This window comes from Streptomyces sp. enrichment culture (assembly GCF_964273255.1).
In the GTDB taxonomy this organism is placed as follows: Bacteria; Actinomycetota; Actinomycetes; order Streptomycetales; family Streptomycetaceae; genus Streptomyces.
In genome coordinates, this window is record NZ_OZ186835.1 from 5,858,909 (window position 1) to 5,875,504 (window position 16,596).

The window sequence follows — 16,596 nt, forward strand, 5'->3', positions numbered from 1 at the left end:
GCGGCGATCGAGATGATCGCCGTACCGTCGGTTCGTCGTACGACGTCCGGTCGGAAACCGATCGGAGCCGATCATTCGGGGTCCATGCCCGTCCGGGCATGGACCCTCGGCTTTTGCCGCGCCACCACGGAGCGGTACGGTCATCGGTCGTAAGCACCATAGGGAGGCGAAGGGCGTCGATGGCCATTGCCAAGGCCGAGCGGCTGATGAACCTGGCGCTGTGTCTGCTCGGGACGCGGCGGCCGCTCAGCAAGCGCGAGCTGCGTGAGTCCATCGAGGCCTACCTGGAAGCGGGCTCCACCGACTCCTTCAACCGCATGTTCGAGCGCGACAAGGACGACCTGCGCGAACTCGGACTGGTCATCGAGACCGTCGAGAACCTCGACGGCGAGACCGGCTACCTCGCCCGCCGCGACAGCAACCGGCTGCCGCCCATCACCCTGGACGCCGAGGAGGCCGCGGCGCTCGGACTCGCCGCCAAGGTCTGGCAGCAGGCCCGGCTGGCCGGGGCCGCCAGCGGCGCCCTGCAGAAGCTGCGCGCCGCCGGACTGCCCGACGACGTCGACCCGCACGGCACCCACAGCGCCCTCGAACCCCGCATCCCGGTGCACGAGGCCGCCTTCGAGCCGCTGATGCTGGCCTGCCGCGACCGCCGTCCGGTCGTCTTCGACTACCGCAAGGCCACCGCCGTCCAGCCCGAACAGCGGCACGTCGAGCCGTGGGCGCTGGAGTGCTGGCGCGGCCACTGGTACCTCGCCGGGTGGGACCGCGACCGGGGCGCCGAACGCGTCTTCCGGCTGTCCCGGATCACCGGCAAGGTCCGCTCGCGCAGCGGCCGGTTCACCGCCCCGGTGCCGGACGTCGTCACCGTGCGGGAGACCGTGGCGAGCTGGGCGGGGGAGACCGCCGACCGCACGGCCCGCATCCGGCTGCGCGCCGACGCCGGATACCCGCTGCGGGCCCGGGCCACGGCCGTGCGGGAACTCGGCGACGGCTGGGACGAGCTGGAGATCCCGTACGGGCACGGCCTGGACGCGTGGCTGGTGGAGTTCGGACCGGACGTGGTGGTCCTGGAGCCCGCGGAGCTGCGGGCCGACGTGGTGGACCGGCTGCGCGCCGTCGCCAAGGGCTGAGGGGGAGCGGACACAACGTGGCAGGCAAACCGGTCAGGCCCGGGAACGCCATCGACCAGACCCGGCGGATGCTCTCGCTGGTGACCTACCTGCGCGAGCGCCCCGGCGCCCGGGTGGAGGACGTGGCGCGCGCCTTCGGCATCACCGAGGACGAACTGGTCTCCGACCTCGACGTGCTGCCCATGTGCGGCACCAGCTTCCGGGGCGGCGACCTGCTGGACATCGACACCGACGGCGAGCGCATCTGGTGGCACAACCCCGCCGCCCTGGGCGCCGAGACGGCCGAGCCGCTGCGCCTCGCGGCCGACGAGGCCACCGCCCTGCTGGTCGCCGCCCGCGCCGTGGCCACCCTGCCCGGCCTGCGCGAGAGCGACCGCCAGGCACTGCTGCGGGCCACCGCCAAGGTGGAGGCCGCGGCCGGCGAGGCCGCCGGGGCCAGCTCCCGGCTGTCGGTGACGTTCGAGTCCGAGGGCGGGGTGTTCGCCGACGTCGACCGCGCCATCGCCGAACGCCGCCGCCTGTGGATCCGCTACTACTCACCCGCGCGGGACGAGATCACCGAGCGCGAGATCGACCCGATCCGCCTCGTCAGCGTCGGCCACACCTACGTCGAGGCGTGGTGCCGCCGTTCCGAGGCGCGCCGCACCTTCCGGCTGGACCGGGTGGCCGAGATCAAGATCCTCGACGAGCCGTCGGCACCCCCGGAGATCGAGCTGCGGGACCTCTCCGAAGGGCTGGTGCAGCCCGCCGCCGAGGACCCCGAGGTGGTCGTCGAGGTCGGGCCGCGCGGACGCTGGGTCGCCGAGTACTACCCGCACGACAGCGCGGAGGAGCTCCCCGACGGCGGGCTGCGCATCACCCTGCGCACTCCCGACCCGGCCTCGCTGAGACGCCTGGCCCTGCGGCTCGGGCGCGACGGCCGCATCGTCGAGCCGCGTGGCCTCGCCGACAGCGCCCGGCAGGCCGCCCGCGACGCGCTCGCGGCCTACGACGGGGTCGAGGCGGCCGGATGAGCGGGGACCGCGCACGGCAGGCGGCGCGGGACGGACAGGACGACAGGCAGGAGCGAGTGCTTTGAGCGAGTCGGCGACGTCTGGTGTGCGGGGGATGACGGTGGCGTCCGCGTTCGCCGGGATGAGAAGCGTGGCCCCGGTCGTGTTCCGGGCGGGCTGCCCGGACTGCCGGGGACGGTTCGAACTCGCCGCGAGCGCCCTGCGCCTCGTCGTCGGCGCGAGCAGCCGCACCACCTTCTACTCGTTCACCTGCCCCGAGTGCGCGGCCGCGGTCCGCAAGCCGGCCGGGGAGCGCATCGTGGAACTGCTCACCGGCGGCGGCGTCAGCACCCTGCGGCTGCACTCCACCGCGTAGGTCCCCGGCCCGCACCGCGCGGGCGCGGGGCGGGAGCCCGCCGCCCGCCGCGACGGTCTAGGCTCGCCCCATGGTCTGGCCGATGATCGCTGTTGCCGTGGGTTTCCTGGGTCTCGTCGTGCTCGGTGTGCTGGCCGTGCGGGTGTTCGTCGAGGCGGAACGCCTCGGCCGGCAGGTCACGGACTCCGCGCAGCGCATCGGCCGCGCCGCCGAGGACCTGGAGCGGTCGGCGGCCGGCGCGGCCCGCTCCGCCGAGGCCCTCTGAGCGGGCCTGCCGGGGCCGGCCGGGGCCCCTCACCCTGTCGGGCGCGTGTCACCGGCAGGTACGCTGCTGCACGCGACCGGAGAACGAGGCCCGGCCGCGGAAGGGGAGTACGCACGGGGATTGCCTCGCGTTCACCCCTGAGCGTTACGATCGCTGTCACGTACCATCGTCCGGATGTGTGTCCGGTCGGACAGCACCCCCGCAGCCTCGGTGAGAAGGTAAAGACTTATGTTCGGTGGCAAGATCGGCGCTCCCGAGATCATTCTCATCCTCGTCGTCGTCATCCTGTTGTTCGGCGCGAAGAAGCTGCCGGACATGGCGCGTTCGCTCGGCAAGTCGGCCCGCATCCTCAAGAGCGAGGCCAAGGCGATGAAGGAGGACAAGTCCTCCGCCCCCGCCGACCCGCCGGCCCCCGAGGAGCCCTCGGCGCAGCGCACCATCCAGGCCGCCCCCGGTGACGTGACCAGCTCCCGCCCGGTGGCGGAGCCGACGGACACGACCAAGCGCTGACGCAGGGCCGGGGGGACTCCGGCCCGCCGCACGAGATGGGGAACGTGGGTTGCTGAAGTCTGCCCGCAAACAGGAGAAGGATCCGGAAGGGCGGATGCCCCTCGCGGAACACCTGCGTGAGCTCCGCAACCGGCTCGCGAAGGCGCTGCTGGCCATCGTCCTGGTGACGGTCGTCGCGGCCTTCTTCTACACCGACATCATCAACTTCTTCACCGACCCGATCCTCAGGTCGGTCGGCTGCGGCCAGTCCTTCGAGGAACTGGCGCGCACCACGCAGGACAAGGCGCAGCCCTGCGCCATGATCACGATCAACGGCCTGCTCACGCCATTCACGCTGGCGCTGAAGGTCTCGCTGATGGCCGGCATCGTGTTCGCCGCGCCGGTCTGGCTGTACCAGCTGTGGGCGTTCGTCGCCCCCGGTCTGCACCGGCACGAGAAGAAGTACGCCTACGCGTTCGTCGCCACCGGCTTCCCGCTGTTCCTCGGCGGCGCCTACTTCGCGTACCGGGTGCTGCCGACCACCGCCAAGGTGCTCATCGACTTCACGCCCGGCAACGTCGACAACCTGCTGCCGCTGGACGACCTGCTCGACCTCGTGACGCGCATGGTGGTCGTCTTCGGGCTCTCCTTCGAGCTGCCGCTGCTGCTGATCATGCTCAACTTCACCGGGGCGCTGAGCGGCAAGCGGATGCTCGGCTGGTGGCGCGGCATGATCCTGGGCATCACGCTCTTCGCGGCCATCGCCACGCCCAGCACCGACCCGCTGACCATGATGGCGCTCGCCGGACCGATCTGGCTCCTGTACTTCGCCGCGGTCAGCGTGGCCCTGCTCAACGATCGGCGCAAGCGGCGCCTGGAGGCCCTGGGCCCCGCCGACGACGAGGCCTCCGAGCTGGACCTGACCCCCGAGGCCGTCGAGCCCGCGGAACCCGTCTCGGCCCTCCCCGAGCAGACGAACAGGGACCGGGTCAACGGTTATGACGACGTGACCTAGCCGGGGGGACACACCTCGTAGGGTCACTGCGTGGCCAGCGAGATCACCCTCTTCGTCAACCCCACCGCGGGCCGCGGCCGGGGCGCCCGGGCGGCGCAACCGGCCGCCGCCGCGCTGCGGGACGCCGGCTACGCGGTGCGCACCGTCCTCGGCGAGAACGCCGAGGATGCACTCGCCCGGGCCCGGGCCGCCGTCGCGGACGGCACCGGCGCGCTGATCGCTGTGGGCGGCGACGGCATGGTGCACCTGGCGCTGCAGACCGTCGCCGGCACCGGTACCCCGCTCGGCCTGGTCCCCGCGGGCACCGGCAACGACTTCGCCCGGGCCGTCGGCCTGCCGCTGCGGGACCCGGCCGCCGCCGGACGGATGACCGCCGACGCCCTCAAGTGCGGCCGGGTACGCGACATCGACCTCGGACAGGTCGGCGACCGCTGGTTCGCCAACGTCCTCGCCTCCGGCTTCGACTCCCGGGTCAACGACCGCGGCAACCGCATGCGGCTGCCCGTGGGCCGGTTCAAGTACGACCTCGCGATGCTCGCCGAGCTGTCCGCGCTGCGGCCGGTCCCGTACCGGATCACCCTCGACGGCGGCGAGGTCCGCGAGGTCGAGGCGACGCTGGTCGCGGTGGGCAACGGGCCGTCCTACGGCGGCGGCATGCGGGTCTGCCACGGCGCGGACCTCACCGACGGCCTGCTCGACGTCACGGTGGTCGGCGCGTGCAGCCGCAGCACCCTGCTGCGGGTGTTCCCCACCGTGTACAAGGGGACGCATGTCGGGCACCCGGTGGTCACCGTCCTGCGGGCGGCGCGGGTGGAGCTGGCCGCCGACGGGGTCACCGGGTACGCGGACGGCGAACCGGTCGGGGCACTGCCGCTGACCGTGCGCTGCGTGCCCGCCGCAGTGCGGGTCGTGGGCCCCTGATCAGGACTCCGGGGCCCCTGATCAGGGCGGGACGCCCCCGGCCGGGACCGGTCCGGTTAATGATCGTCCTGTTGTCGGTGCGGCCCGGTAGGCTCGAAAGCACGATGACAGAGGACCTCTCACCGGCCGAGCGGTACGCGGCAGCACGCAGGCGCGCTGCCGAGCAGGCCACCGCGCTCGCCCCTTTCCGCGAGATGTACGACTTCGGCCTCGACCCGTTCCAGATCGAGGCCTGCCAGGCGCTCGAGGCGGGCAAGGGCGTGCTGGTGGCGGCCCCCACCGGCTCGGGCAAGACGATCGTCGGCGAGTTCGCCGTCCACCTCGCCCTGGAACAGGGCAAGAAATGCTTCTACACCACCCCCATCAAGGCGCTGTCCAACCAGAAGTACGCCGACCTGTGCCGTCGCTACGGCAGCGGCAAGGTGGGCCTGCTCACCGGTGACAACAGCGTCAACTCCGACGCCCCGGTGGTCGTGATGACCACCGAGGTGCTGCGGAACATGCTGTACGCGGGCTCGCAGACCCTGCTCGGCCTCGGCTACGTGGTCATGGACGAGGTGCACTACCTCTCCGACCGCTTCCGCGGCGCCGTGTGGGAGGAAGTGATCATCCACCTCCCCGAGTCGGTGACCCTGGTCTCCCTGTCGGCGACGGTGTCGAACGCCGAGGAGTTCGGCGACTGGCTCGACACCGTGCGCGGCGACACCGAGGTGATCGTCTCCGAGCACCGCCCGGTGCCGCTGTTCCAGCACGTGCTCGCCGGGCGGCGGATCTACGACCTGTTCGAGGAGGGCGAGGGCCGCAAGAAGGCCGTCAACCCCGACCTGACCCGCATGGCGCGGCTGGAGGCGAGCCGTCCCCCGTGGGGCGACCGCCGCCGCGGGCGGGGGAACATGCGCGAGGCCGACCGCGAGCGGGAGCGCAGACAGCGCTCGCGCGTGTGGACACCGAGCCGGCCGGAGGTCATCGAACGGCTCGACGCCGAGGGCCTGCTGCCCGCCATCACGTTCATCTTCAGCCGGGCCGGCTGCGAGTCCGCGGTCCAGCAGTGCCTGTACGCGGGACTGCGGCTCAACGACGAGGAGGCGCGCGCCCGGGTGCGCGCCCTGGTCGAGGAGCGCACCGCGTCCATCCCGCCCGAGGACCTGCACGTCCTGGGGTACTACGAGTGGCTGGAGGGCCTGGAGCGCGGCATCGCGGCCCATCACGCGGGCATGCTGCCGACGTTCAAGGAGGTCGTCGAGGAGCTGTTCGTCCAGGGCCTGGTCAAGGCCGTGTTCGCCACCGAGACCCTCGCCCTGGGCATCAACATGCCCGCCCGCTCGGTGGTGCTGGAGAAGCTGGTCAAGTGGAACGGCGAGCAGCACGCCGACATCACCCCCGGCGAGTACACCCAGCTGACCGGCCGGGCCGGCCGGCGCGGCATCGACGTCGAGGGCCACGCGGTGGTCCTGTGGCAGCGCGGCATGAACCCCGAGCACCTCGCGGGGCTGGCGGGCACCCGCACCTATCCGCTGCGCTCCAGCTTCAAGCCGTCGTACAACATGGCGGTCAACCTGGTGGAGCAGTTCGGGCGGCACCGCTCGCGCGAGCTGCTGGAGACCTCGTTCGCCCAGTTCCAGGCGGACAAGTCGGTCGTCGGCATCTCCCGCCAGGTGCAGCGCAACGAGGAGGGTCTGGAGGGCTACAAGGCCTCCATGACCTGTCACCTCGGCGACTTCGAGGAGTACGCGCGGCTGCGCCGCGAGCTGAAGGACCGCGAGACGGAGCTGGCCCGGCAGGGCGCCGTGCAGCGCCGTGCGGAGGCCGCCGTCGCGCTGGAGAAGCTGAAGCCGGGCGACGTCATCCACGTGCCGACGGGCAAGTACGCGGGCCTGGCCCTGGTGCTGGATCCGGGGCTGCCCGCGGGCCGGTCCAACGGCCACCGCGGTTTCGACCACCACGACGGCCCGCGCCCGCTGGTGCTGACCGCAGAGCGGCAGGTCAAGCGGCTGGCGTCGATCGACTTCCCGGTGCCCGTCGAGGCGTTGGAGCGGATGCGGATCCCGAAGTCCTTCAACCCGCGCTCGCCGCAGTCCCGTCGCGACCTCGCCTCGGCGCTGCGCACCAAGGCCGGGCACATCGCGCCCGAGCGGCACCGCAAGCGGCGCTCGCAGGCGGCCGACGACCGGGAGATCGCCCGGCTGCGCAAGGCGATCCGGGCGCACCCCTGCCACGGCTGCGACGACCGGGAGGACCACGCCCGCTGGGCCGAGCGCTACCACCGGCTGCTGCGCGACACCTCGCAGCTGGAGCGGCGGATCGAGGGCCGGACGAACACCATCGCCCGCACCTTCGACCGCATCGTGGCGCTGCTGACCGAGATGGACTACCTGCGCGGCGACGAGGTCACCGAGCACGGCAGGCGGCTGGCCCGGCTCTACGGCGAGCTCGACCTGCTGGCCAGCGAGTGCCTGCGCGAGGGCGTCTGGGAGGGGCTGGCCCCGGCCGAACTGGCCGCCTGTGTCTCCGCGCTGGTCTTCGAGGCCCGGGTCGCCGACGACGCGATGGCGCCGAAGCTGCCGTCCGGCAAGGCCAAGGCGGCCCTCGGCGACATGGTCCGCATCTGGGGGCGGCTGGACGCCCTGGAGGAGGACTTCCGGATCTCCCAGACGGAGGGCGTGGGCCAGCGGGAGCCGGACCTCGGTTTCGCCTGGGCCGCCTACATGTGGGCGTCCGGCAAGGGCCTCGACGAGGTGCTGCGCGAGGCGGAGATGCCGGCCGGTGACTTCGTGCGCTGGTGCAAGCAGGTCATCGACGTGCTCGGGCAGATCTCGGCCGCGGCTCCCGCCGTCGAGGGGTCCACGGTCGCGAAGAACGCCCGCAAGGCGGTGGACGGACTGCTGCGCGGGGTGGTGGCCTACTCCTCCGTGGGCTGACGTCCGCGTCCCCGACGTCGTTCGGTCCCCCGAAGCCCGGTGCGCCCCGTGCGCGCCGGGCTTCTGCATCGTGTGCGCCCCCGTGGTGTGCATCGGACGCGGCGTGCGCGGGCAGGACTGGGCCGGACGCCGATCCGTACGGGCCCCGGCGGGACACGGTGCCGGGCCGCCCGAGGACGGTTCTTCACCCGTGACGGTGAGTGGGGTTCGTACGCCCGTACGGCGTTACGGTGTGCGTTCGAACGGACGCGCGGCGTGTAAATGGACTCCAGCGTACCGCTGCCCGGGGGTCGTTTCCGGCAGATGCCGAATATGACTCGGCGATGATCCGCTCGGACTAAGCTCGCCCGCAGCGCACCCAGTTGGGATGAAATCGTGCGCCTGTTCCCCTTTGCGTGGAATTCTCCGCAGTGACCGCACGGTCCGTTCCCGCAGCGCCCCCCGACCACCAGCCGATTCCTTCCAGAGGGCCCACATGGTGAGTGTCCAATCCCCGCCCGGACGACGTGAGTTGCCGTACACGCGCGTCCTGCTGATCCCGGCGATACTGATGGCCGCGGCGACCGGAGCCGCCGTCGCCCTGGTGACCGAACCCGCCCGGTTCGCCGTCGCCGTCTGCGGTGCCGTCGCCACCGCGCTGGTGATCGCCTCCGCGGCGGAGGCGACGCGCCGCGGCCGCGCCCTGCGCAGCGCACGGGCCGAGTACGAGCGTCACCGCGCGTGCCTGGAGGCGCGGATCGCCGCCCACGACACCGAGACGCTGCACTTCGCCGAGGAGGTCACCCCCGGCGCGCTGGAGTACCTGCACCGGGGCAACACCCCCCACGAGGTGATCCGCGACCTGCCCAAGCTGAACCCGGCATGGCGCGACCTGCCCGAGTACCAGATCAAGCTGCTGCGCATCATGCTGCGGATCATCGACGACGAGGAAGCCCTGCGCGACTCCTCCGCGCGCTCCTTCGTCAGCATCGCCCGCCGGGTGCAGGCCATCGTCCACCAGCAGGCCAAGGAACTGCGGGAGATGGAGGAGGACCACGGCCGCAACCCCGAGGTCTTCGACGACCTGCTGCGCATCGACCACGGCACCGCCCTGATCGGCCGCCTCGCCGACTCCATCTCCGTCCTCGGCGGCGGCCGCCCCGGACGCCAGTGGCCGCAGCCGGTCGCGCTCTACAGCGTGCTGCGCGGCGCCATGTCCCGCATCCTCGAGTACCGCCGCATCGACCTGAAGTCGATCGCCAAGGTCAACGTCAAGGGCATCTCGGTCGAGCCCGTCATCCACGCCGCCGCCGAACTCCTCGACAACGCCACCCGCTACTCGCCGCCCCAGACCAAGGTGCACGTCACCGCCGTCGAGGTGCAGACCGGTGTCGCCATCGAGATCGAGGACGCCGGCGTCAGCCTCGACGAGCAGGCCCGCGCCCGCATCGAGGGCATGTTGGACCGCGCCCAGCGCGGTGTCGACCTCCAGGACCTCGGCGAGAGCCCGCGCCTGGGCATCGCCGTCGTCGGGCGGCTCTGCGCCGCCTACAACATGCAGGTGTCGCTGCGCGCCTCCGCCTACGGAGGCGTCCGGGCCGTCCTCGTCGTCCCCAGCGAGATGCTCACCGACCAGCCCGGCGTCGGCCTCGCCCACGGCATCGGGGCGACCGCCGTCCCCATGCAGGTCGACGCGCTCCCCGGCCCGGAGCGGGCCCCCAAGAAGCGCCGGCCCACCAGCCCGCGCATCCCCGCCACGGTCTCCATGGAGGACGAGGTCCCGGAGGTCACCGAGTGGACCGCCGGCGGCCTCCCGCAGCGCCGCAGCCGGGTGAAGACCTCCCTGACCCAGCGGTACGCCGAGCAGGCCGCCGCGGAGCGCGCCGAGCGCGAGGCCGCCGCACGCGGCGAGACGACGCCCTGGACCACCCCCGAACCGGAGCCCGCGCCGAAGGACGACCGCGAGCCCGGCCTGTGGGTCGACGCGTTCTGGGACGGCCTGAAGAAGGACCTCGACCCGGGGGTCCACCCCACCGACTTCACCCGCAACCCGACCGCCTACCTGCATCTCATCAACGACCCGGCCCGTACCGAGGCCGACGACGAGGGGAACCTCAAGTGATCCAGCAGCGAGCCAACTTCGACTGGATGCTCAAGGAGCTCGCCGACGGTGTGCCCGGCGTGGAAATGATCGTGGTCCTGTCGGCCGACGGTCTGCGCATCGCCCGCTACGGAGGTGAGCCGGACGCCGCCGACCGGGTGGCCGCCGCCTGCGCGGGCGTGCAGAGCCTGGCCGGCGCGGTCGCCCAGGAACTGCCGCGCAGCGACGGCGAGATGAAGATGGTGGTCATCGAGATCAACGGCGGCTACTTCTACCTGATGGCGGCCGGCGCCAACGCCTACCTCGCGGTCCTGTCGGACATGACCTGTGAGCCCGGCCGGATGGGCGGCATGATGCGCGACCTCGTCGTGCGCATCGGCGCCCATCTGACCAGCCCGCCCCGACGGAACGGGCAGGCCGTATGACTCCTCCGCAACGCCAGAGGCGCAGTCCCCAGGAGGGCCCCCCTCCCCGCCCCCCGGCCACCGGCAAGGACGGCGAGGGCGGCAACCCGGAGCGGCTGTACGTCGTCGCCGGCGCGGACGGCGGCCGGGCGGACCTCGACCTCGTCACCCTCATCGTGGCGCGCGCCGAGGACCCCCCGCCGTCGGCCACACCCGAGCAGGCGGCCGTGCTCCGGCTCTGCTCCGCACCCCTGTCCGTGGCCGAACTGTCGGCCTACCTCAGCCTGCCGTTCAGCGTCGTGACGGTGCTGCTCACCGAGATGCTGACGGCGGAACTGGTCCAGGCGCGCGCCCCGATCGTCCGTCAGGCGCTCCCGGACCGTTCCCTTCTCGAAGCGGTGATGCATGGACTTCAAAGGCTCTGACACCGTCCCCGGCCCTCGCACCGAGGACCAACTGCCGCTCACGGCGCAGGCCGCGGCGAAGATCGTGATCGTCGGGGGATTCGGGGTCGGCAAGACGACCATGGTCGGCTCGGTCAGCGAGATCCGCCCGCTGACCACCGAGGAGACCATGACCCAGGCCGGGATCGGGGTCGACGACAACTTCGGCTCGGCGACCAAGACGGCCACCACCGTGGCCATGGACTTCGGGCGCATCAAGATCACCGACCAGCTGGTGCTCTACCTGTTCGGCACCCCGGGACAGGAACGCTTCTGGTTCCTGTGGAACGGCCTGTTCGAAGGGGCGCTCGGCGCGGTGGTGCTGGTCGACACCCGCCGGCTCGAGGTGAGCTTCGACGTCATGGGGCGCCTGGAGGAACGCGGCGTGCCCTTCGTCGTCGCCGTCAACTCCTTCCCCGACGCGCCCCGTTACCCGCTGGCGGACCTGCGCACCGCGCTCGACCTGTCCGAGGACGTCCCGATCATGGAGTGCGACGTGCGGCGGCGGGCCTCCAGCCGTGACGTGCTGATGACCCTCATGCGGTTCCTGCACTCGCTCGCCATGACCGGCTCGCTCACCTGACCCCGGCCCGCCACCCCGACCCCTCGCGTTTCCCCAGTTTGCGGAGCGACCACAGTGACGCCTGAATCCCACGCACCGACCAGCCCGGACACCTCCCGGACCGGCCCGCCCCCCGGCTGCCCGGCCCACGGCCTCGGCCCCGGGGGGCTGCGCCGGCTGCACGAGTCGGACGACCTGAAGAAGCTGTACGAGGAACTGCGGGCCGAGCACGGCCCGGTGGCCCCCGCCCTGCTCCACGACGACGTGCCGGTGTGGGTGGTCCTCGGTCATGCCGAGAGCCTGCACATGGTGCGCACCCCGGCCCAGTTCTGCCGGGACAGCCGCATCTGGTCGCCGCTGCGCGAAGGGCTGGTCAAGCCCGACCACCCGCTGATGCCGCACATCGCCTGGCAGCCGATGTGCTCGCACGTCGAGGGCGACGAGCACAAGCGGCTGCGCGGCGCGCTCGACAGCGCCATGGCGACCATCGACTTCCGCACGCTGCGCCGCCAGATCAACCGCTACACCCAGCGCCTGGTCAACGCCTTCTGCGAGGAGGGCGAGGCCGAACTCGTCGGCCAGTACGCCGAGCACCTGCCGATGGCCGTCATGTGCCAGATCCTCGGCATGCCCGACGAGTACAACGACCGCATCGTCGAGGCCGCCCGCGACATGCTCAAGGGCACCGAGACGGCGATCGCCAGCAACGCCTACATCATGGACGCGCTGGCGCGGCTGACCGCCCGCCGCCGGGCCGAACCGCAGGACGACTTCGCCAGCCACCTCGTCACCCACCCGGCCCGGCTCACCGACGACGAGGTCAGGGAGCACCTGCGGGTGGTGCTCATCGCGGCCTACGAGACCACCGCCAACCTGCTCGCCAACGTGCTGCTCACCGTGCTGACCGACCCGCGCTTCCGCGCCCAGCTCAACGGCGGGCAGATGACGGTCCCGGAAGCGGTGGAGCAACTGCTGTGGGACGAACCGCCGTTCAGCACCGTCTTCGCCTACTTCGCCAAGCAGGAGACCGAGCTGGGCGGGCAGCGCATCCGGCGCGGCGACGGACTGCTGTTCGCCCCCGCCCCGGCCAACGTGGACCCCCGGGTGCGCCCCGACCCGACCGCCAACATGCAGGGCAACCGCTCCCACGTGGCGTTCGGGGGCGGGCCGCACGAGTGCCCGGGACAGGACATCGGCCGCGCCATCGCCGAGATCGGCGTCGACGCGCTGCTGATGCGCCTGCCGGACGTCGAACTCGACGTCGGCGTGGACGAGCTGGAGTACACCGAGTCCATCGCGTCCCGCCACCTGGTGGCGCTGCCGGTGCGGTTCGTGCCGCGTGCGCCGCAGGACGTGAACCAGCGGCCCAACCACGACAAGGAGCCGCAACGCCGCGCCTCCGCCTGGCACATCGGTGCCCCCGACCCGGAACCGGCCGCCGCGTCCCCGGCGGCCTCCACCCCGGCCGCACCGCCCGTCGGCACCCCGGCGCCCCTGCCCCCGCAGCCGCCGCAGCCGGCCGGGGAACCGGCTCGCCCGCGCGGTGCCTGGCAGCGCTTCCTGAGCTGGTGGCGGGGCTACTGACCGGCGGCCCACTGGCCGGGTGAGTCCCAGGCCGCGAGCGTCCGGCCGCTGCGGAAGCGGTGCTCCACGCCCGTCACCGGATCGGTGAACTCCAGTGCCCGCGCCAGCAGTTGCAGCGGCCGCCGGAAGTCGCCGGCCGGGACGGGCGCGGCCACCTCCGGATAGAGCGGGTCGCCGAGCAGCGGGACGCCGAGGGCGCTCATGTGGACCCGCAGCTGGTGGGTCTGTCCGGTGCGGGGCACCAGCCGGTACCGGCCGAGGCCGTCCGCCCGGTGGGCGAGGAGTTCGACACGGGTCTCGGCGTTCGGCTCGCCCCCGACCTCCCGGGCGGCGAGGACCCCGCGCTCCTTCAGGATCCGGCTGCGCACGGTCCGCGGGAGCACCAGGGCGGGGTCGTGCGGGGCGACGGCCTCGTACTCCTTGTGCACCAGCCGGTCGCGGAACAGGGTCTGGTAGGCGCCGCGCACCTCCGGCCGCACGGTGAACAGCACCAGGCCCGCGGTGAGCCGGTCCAGGCGGTGCGCGGCGCCGAGTTCCGGGATGCCGAGGTCCTGGCGCAGCCGGGCCAGCGCGGTCTCGGCGACGTGGCTGCCGCGCGGGGTGGTGGCCAGGAAGTGCGGCTTGTCGGCGACGACGATGTTGTCGTCGCGGTGCACGACCTCCACCTCGAACGGCACCGGGACCTCGGCGGGCAGGTCCCGGTGGAACCACAGGTGGGTCCCGGCGGCGTACGGGGTGTCCGGGGGGACCGGCCGCCCGTCCGCGCCGACGATCCGTTCCTCGGCGAACAGGGCGTCGACGGCCTCGGGACCGGCCGCCAGCCGCTCGGCCAGGTGGTCGCGCACCGTGGCCCACGACCCGCCCGCGGGCAGCCGGACCCGTACGGGGTCCACGCCGTCGCGCTGCGGCAGGGGAGAGGGCGGGGTCCGGCGTCTGCGTCTCACGGCGGCAAGCGTACGAGGAGCGGCCCGGCCCGTGCCGCCGGCCGCCCACGGGGTGCCGGGGGAGTGCTGATCAGGCGGCGCGCCCGTCCCCGTCGCCGTGGCGGGCGGCCCGCTTCACCCGGGCCTCGACCTCGTTGCGCGGAATGCCCTCGGCGCGGGCGAACTCGCTCACCGCCAGCTGCACGTCCCGGGCCAGGTCGCGCCAGGCCCGCCAGGCGGTCTCCCAGGCGCTGGTCTGCTCGCCGCTCCACGGCGCCCGGGTCGGCGGGCCGAAGGACTCCTGCAGGTGCCGCACGCGCACGTGCGCCTCGTCCGCCGCGCGCTGCTTGGCCACGAGCTCGTCGAAGGTGTGTGCCACGCGCCCGGATCCTGGGCCGACGGCCCCGTTCCGGTGCCCCGCCACGCCGCCCGGACCGGCGGGGGCGGCGGGACTTCACCCGACCAGGCGCCGACGGCACCGGCCGCAACGGAGGTCAGGCGGACGCCGGGGTCCGCTCCTGCTCGGCCTCGATGCGCGCGTTCCACTCCGGCTTCGACGCCTGCCAGCCGTCCTCGTTGTGACCGCGGCGCCAGTACCCGGAGATCGACAGGTCCTCGCGCGCGATGCCGCGCTCCACCCGCAGCAGGTGCCGCAGTTCCTTCACGAAGTGCGCCTCGCCGTGCACGAAGGCGTGCACCCGGCCCTCGGGGAACTCCAGCCCGCGCACGGCCTCAACCAACGCCTCGCCGACGGGGCGTTCCCCCCGGTGCAGCCAGACGACCTCGACGTCGGAGTCGATCTTCTGTTCCTCCTGCGGACCGGCGATCTCCACGAACGCGTGCGCCCGCGACCCGGGCGGCAGCGCCTCCAGGGCCCGCGCGATGGCCGGCAGCGCGCTCTCGTCACCGGCCAGCAGATGCCAGTCGGCCGCCGGGTCGGGGGCGTAGGCGCCGCCCGGACCCACGAAACGCACCGTCTCGCCCGGCCGGGCGCGCAGCGCCCACGGGCCGGCCAGCCCCTGGTCACCGTGCACCACGAAGTCCAGGGTCAGCTCGCGCTGGACGGCGTCCCAGTGCCGCACGGTGTACGTCCGGGTCACCGGCCACTGCTCGCGGGGGAACTCCGCCCGGATCCGCTCCACGTCGAACGGCTCCGGGTAGGTCACGCCCTCGGCGGGGAACAGCACCTTCACGTAGTGGTCGGTGCAGGTGTCGGCGGCGAAGTCCGCGAGGCCGTCGCCGCCCAGGACCACGCGCTGCATGCCCGGGGTCAGGCGCTCGGTGCGGACGACCTGCGCGCTGTGCGTCCTGCGCTGCCGACGGACCGGTCGCTCTGCCATGGGGCCTCCCTGCCGCGTGGTTAGGTATACCTAAGTTAGCACCTTCCGCCGGGAAACACCCGCAGCTCATCGCCGCACGGGGCGCCGCGGACGCCGCCCGGCCCCGCCCGCGGCGGCGCGGTCGCCCTACGGCGGGCGTCAGCGCGCGAGCGTCGTCAGCAGCCGCTCCAGCGACCCGCCCAGACCCCAGCGGTCCGCCAGCGCCCGGAGCCCGTCGGGGTCGCGCGGGGTGCGCGGCACCTCGGTGCCGACGTCCGGGAGCGGCACGTCGTCCGCGACCCGGACGACCTTCGGTGCGACCGCCAGGTACGGCCGCGCCTCGTCCAGGCGCCTGCGCTGCGTCGGCGTGAGCTTCGCCTTCCGGTCGTCCACGGCCGCGAGGATCCCGGCCAGGTCGCCGAACTCCGCGAGGAGCTTGGCGGCCGTCTTCTCCCCGATGCCCGGCACGCCCGGCAGACCGTCGCTCGGGTCGCCGCGCAGCAGCGCCAGGTCCGCGTACCCCGGGCCGCCCACGCCATACTTCTCCCGCAGCGCGGCCTCGTCGGTGATCTGCAGGGTGCCGACCCCCTTGACCGGGTACAGCACCCGCACCCCGCGCACGTCGTCCACCAGCTGGTAGAGGTCCCGGTCACCGGTGACGATGTCCACCGGCCCCCGGGCCCGCGCGGTGAACGTGCCGATGACGTCGTCCGCCTCGTACCCGGCGACGCCGACGCGGGCGATGCCGACCGCGTCCAGGACCTCCTCGATCACCGGGACCTGGGGGGAGAGGGTGTCGGGCACCTCCTCCTCGTCCGGGCCCGTCTCGCGCTCCTCGGCGACCCGGTGCGCCTTGTAGGAGGGGATCAGGTCCACCCGCCACTGCGGGCGCCAGTCGGCGTCCATGCAGGCCACCAGGTGGTCGGGCTGGTGGTCCTTCACGAGGCGGTCGATGAAGTCGAGCAGTCCCCGCACGGCGTTCACCGGGGTGCCGTCCGGGGCGCGGACGGACTCCGGGACGCCGAAGTAGGCGCGGAAGTACAGGGAGGCGGTGTCGAGGAGCATCAGTCGTCCGGTCACGGACCGCATCATGCCGCACCCCGCCGACCGTGCCCCGGCGGCGCGGACACAGCCGCCGCGCGCGGCGCAACGCGTTGCGCAGGACGCCGCCC

The 16,596-nt window shown here is 73.1% G+C and carries 17 protein-coding genes; 13 read left to right on the plus strand and 4 right to left on the minus strand.

The window, feature by feature from the left end:
- Positions 1 to 179: 179 nt before the first annotated feature.
- From ACSU53_RS25510 to ACSU53_RS25570, 13 genes are all read left to right on the plus strand, one after another.
- Positions 180 to 1,133, plus strand: coding sequence for a helix-turn-helix transcriptional regulator (locus ACSU53_RS25510; protein WP_437031356.1), 954 nt, complete (start codon positions 180 to 182; stop codon positions 1,131 to 1,133).
- A 17-nt stretch (positions 1,134 to 1,150) separates the two neighbouring features.
- Positions 1,151 to 2,146: a helix-turn-helix transcriptional regulator gene (locus ACSU53_RS25515; RefSeq protein ID WP_437031358.1), complete on the plus strand. Its 996-nt coding sequence runs from the start codon at positions 1,151 to 1,153 to the stop codon at positions 2,144 to 2,146.
- 61 nt (positions 2,147 to 2,207) lie between these two features.
- A complete protein-coding gene (locus ACSU53_RS25520; RefSeq protein ID WP_164346682.1) occupies positions 2,208 to 2,501 on the plus strand; it encodes a hypothetical protein in 294 nt (97 codons plus the stop codon).
- 70 nt (positions 2,502 to 2,571) lie between these two features.
- Positions 2,572 to 2,766 (plus strand): hypothetical protein, encoded by a 195-nt coding sequence (locus tag ACSU53_RS25525; RefSeq protein ID WP_437031360.1) that lies wholly within the window; start codon positions 2,572 to 2,574, stop codon positions 2,764 to 2,766.
- Positions 2,767 to 2,994: 228 nt separating this feature from the next.
- Positions 2,995 to 3,276: a Sec-independent protein translocase subunit TatA gene (gene tatA, locus ACSU53_RS25530; RefSeq protein ID WP_164335127.1), complete on the plus strand. Its 282-nt coding sequence runs from the start codon at positions 2,995 to 2,997 to the stop codon at positions 3,274 to 3,276.
- A 49-nt stretch (positions 3,277 to 3,325) separates the two neighbouring features.
- Positions 3,326 to 4,270, plus strand: a complete 945-nt coding sequence (gene tatC, locus ACSU53_RS25535) for a twin-arginine translocase subunit TatC (protein WP_437031362.1) — start codon at positions 3,326 to 3,328, stop codon at positions 4,268 to 4,270.
- 30 nt (positions 4,271 to 4,300) lie between these two features.
- Entirely contained in the window at positions 4,301 to 5,191 is an 891-nt protein-coding gene (locus ACSU53_RS25540; protein WP_437031364.1) for a diacylglycerol kinase, read from the plus strand.
- A gap of 59 nt (positions 5,192 to 5,250) precedes the next feature.
- The gene (locus ACSU53_RS25545) at positions 5,251 to 8,109 is read left to right on the plus strand and encodes a DEAD/DEAH box helicase (RefSeq protein ID WP_437031366.1); all 2,859 of its coding nucleotides are present in this window, start codon (positions 5,251 to 5,253) and stop codon (positions 8,107 to 8,109) included.
- 475 nt (positions 8,110 to 8,584) lie between these two features.
- Positions 8,585 to 10,210 (plus strand): sensor histidine kinase, encoded by a 1,626-nt coding sequence (locus ACSU53_RS25550; RefSeq protein WP_437031368.1) that lies wholly within the window; start codon positions 8,585 to 8,587, stop codon positions 10,208 to 10,210.
- Positions 10,207 to 10,614, plus strand: a complete 408-nt coding sequence (locus ACSU53_RS25555; RefSeq protein WP_362093009.1) for a roadblock/LC7 domain-containing protein — start codon at positions 10,207 to 10,209, stop codon at positions 10,612 to 10,614. Before ACSU53_RS25550 ends, ACSU53_RS25555 begins: the two co-directional genes overlap by 4 nt.
- Entirely contained in the window at positions 10,611 to 11,018 is a 408-nt protein-coding gene (locus tag ACSU53_RS25560) for a DUF742 domain-containing protein (protein WP_437031370.1), read from the plus strand. The genes ACSU53_RS25555 and ACSU53_RS25560 overlap by 4 nt, the downstream gene beginning before the upstream one ends.
- The gene (locus ACSU53_RS25565; protein ID WP_437031372.1) at positions 10,999 to 11,619 is read left to right on the plus strand and encodes a GTP-binding protein; all 621 of its coding nucleotides are present in this window, start codon (positions 10,999 to 11,001) and stop codon (positions 11,617 to 11,619) included. Before ACSU53_RS25560 ends, ACSU53_RS25565 begins: the two co-directional genes overlap by 20 nt.
- A 54-nt stretch (positions 11,620 to 11,673) precedes the next feature.
- Positions 11,674 to 13,182: a cytochrome P450 gene (locus ACSU53_RS25570; RefSeq protein ID WP_437031374.1), complete on the plus strand. Its 1,509-nt coding sequence runs from the start codon at positions 11,674 to 11,676 to the stop codon at positions 13,180 to 13,182.
- Here ACSU53_RS25570 and ACSU53_RS25575 read toward each other — a convergent pair.
- From ACSU53_RS25575 to ACSU53_RS25590, 4 genes are all read right to left on the minus strand, one after another.
- Positions 13,176 to 14,126, minus strand: a complete 951-nt coding sequence (locus ACSU53_RS25575) for a pseudouridine synthase (RefSeq protein WP_437031376.1) — start codon at positions 14,124 to 14,126, stop codon at positions 13,176 to 13,178. The two genes, ACSU53_RS25570 and ACSU53_RS25575, sit on opposite strands and share 7 nt — an antisense overlap.
- A gap of 70 nt (positions 14,127 to 14,196) precedes the next feature.
- Positions 14,197 to 14,484, minus strand: coding sequence for a hypothetical protein (locus ACSU53_RS25580; protein WP_437031378.1), 288 nt, complete (start codon positions 14,482 to 14,484; stop codon positions 14,197 to 14,199).
- A gap of 115 nt (positions 14,485 to 14,599) precedes the next feature.
- Positions 14,600 to 15,445 carry a siderophore-interacting protein gene (locus ACSU53_RS25585; protein WP_437031380.1) on the minus strand — a complete coding sequence of 282 codons (846 nt, stop codon included), beginning with the start codon at positions 15,443 to 15,445 and terminating at the stop codon, positions 14,600 to 14,602.
- A 138-nt stretch (positions 15,446 to 15,583) separates the two neighbouring features.
- A complete protein-coding gene (locus ACSU53_RS25590) occupies positions 15,584 to 16,513 on the minus strand; it encodes a 5'-3' exonuclease (protein WP_437033402.1) in 930 nt (309 codons plus the stop codon).
- Positions 16,514 to 16,596 lie beyond the last annotated feature (83 nt).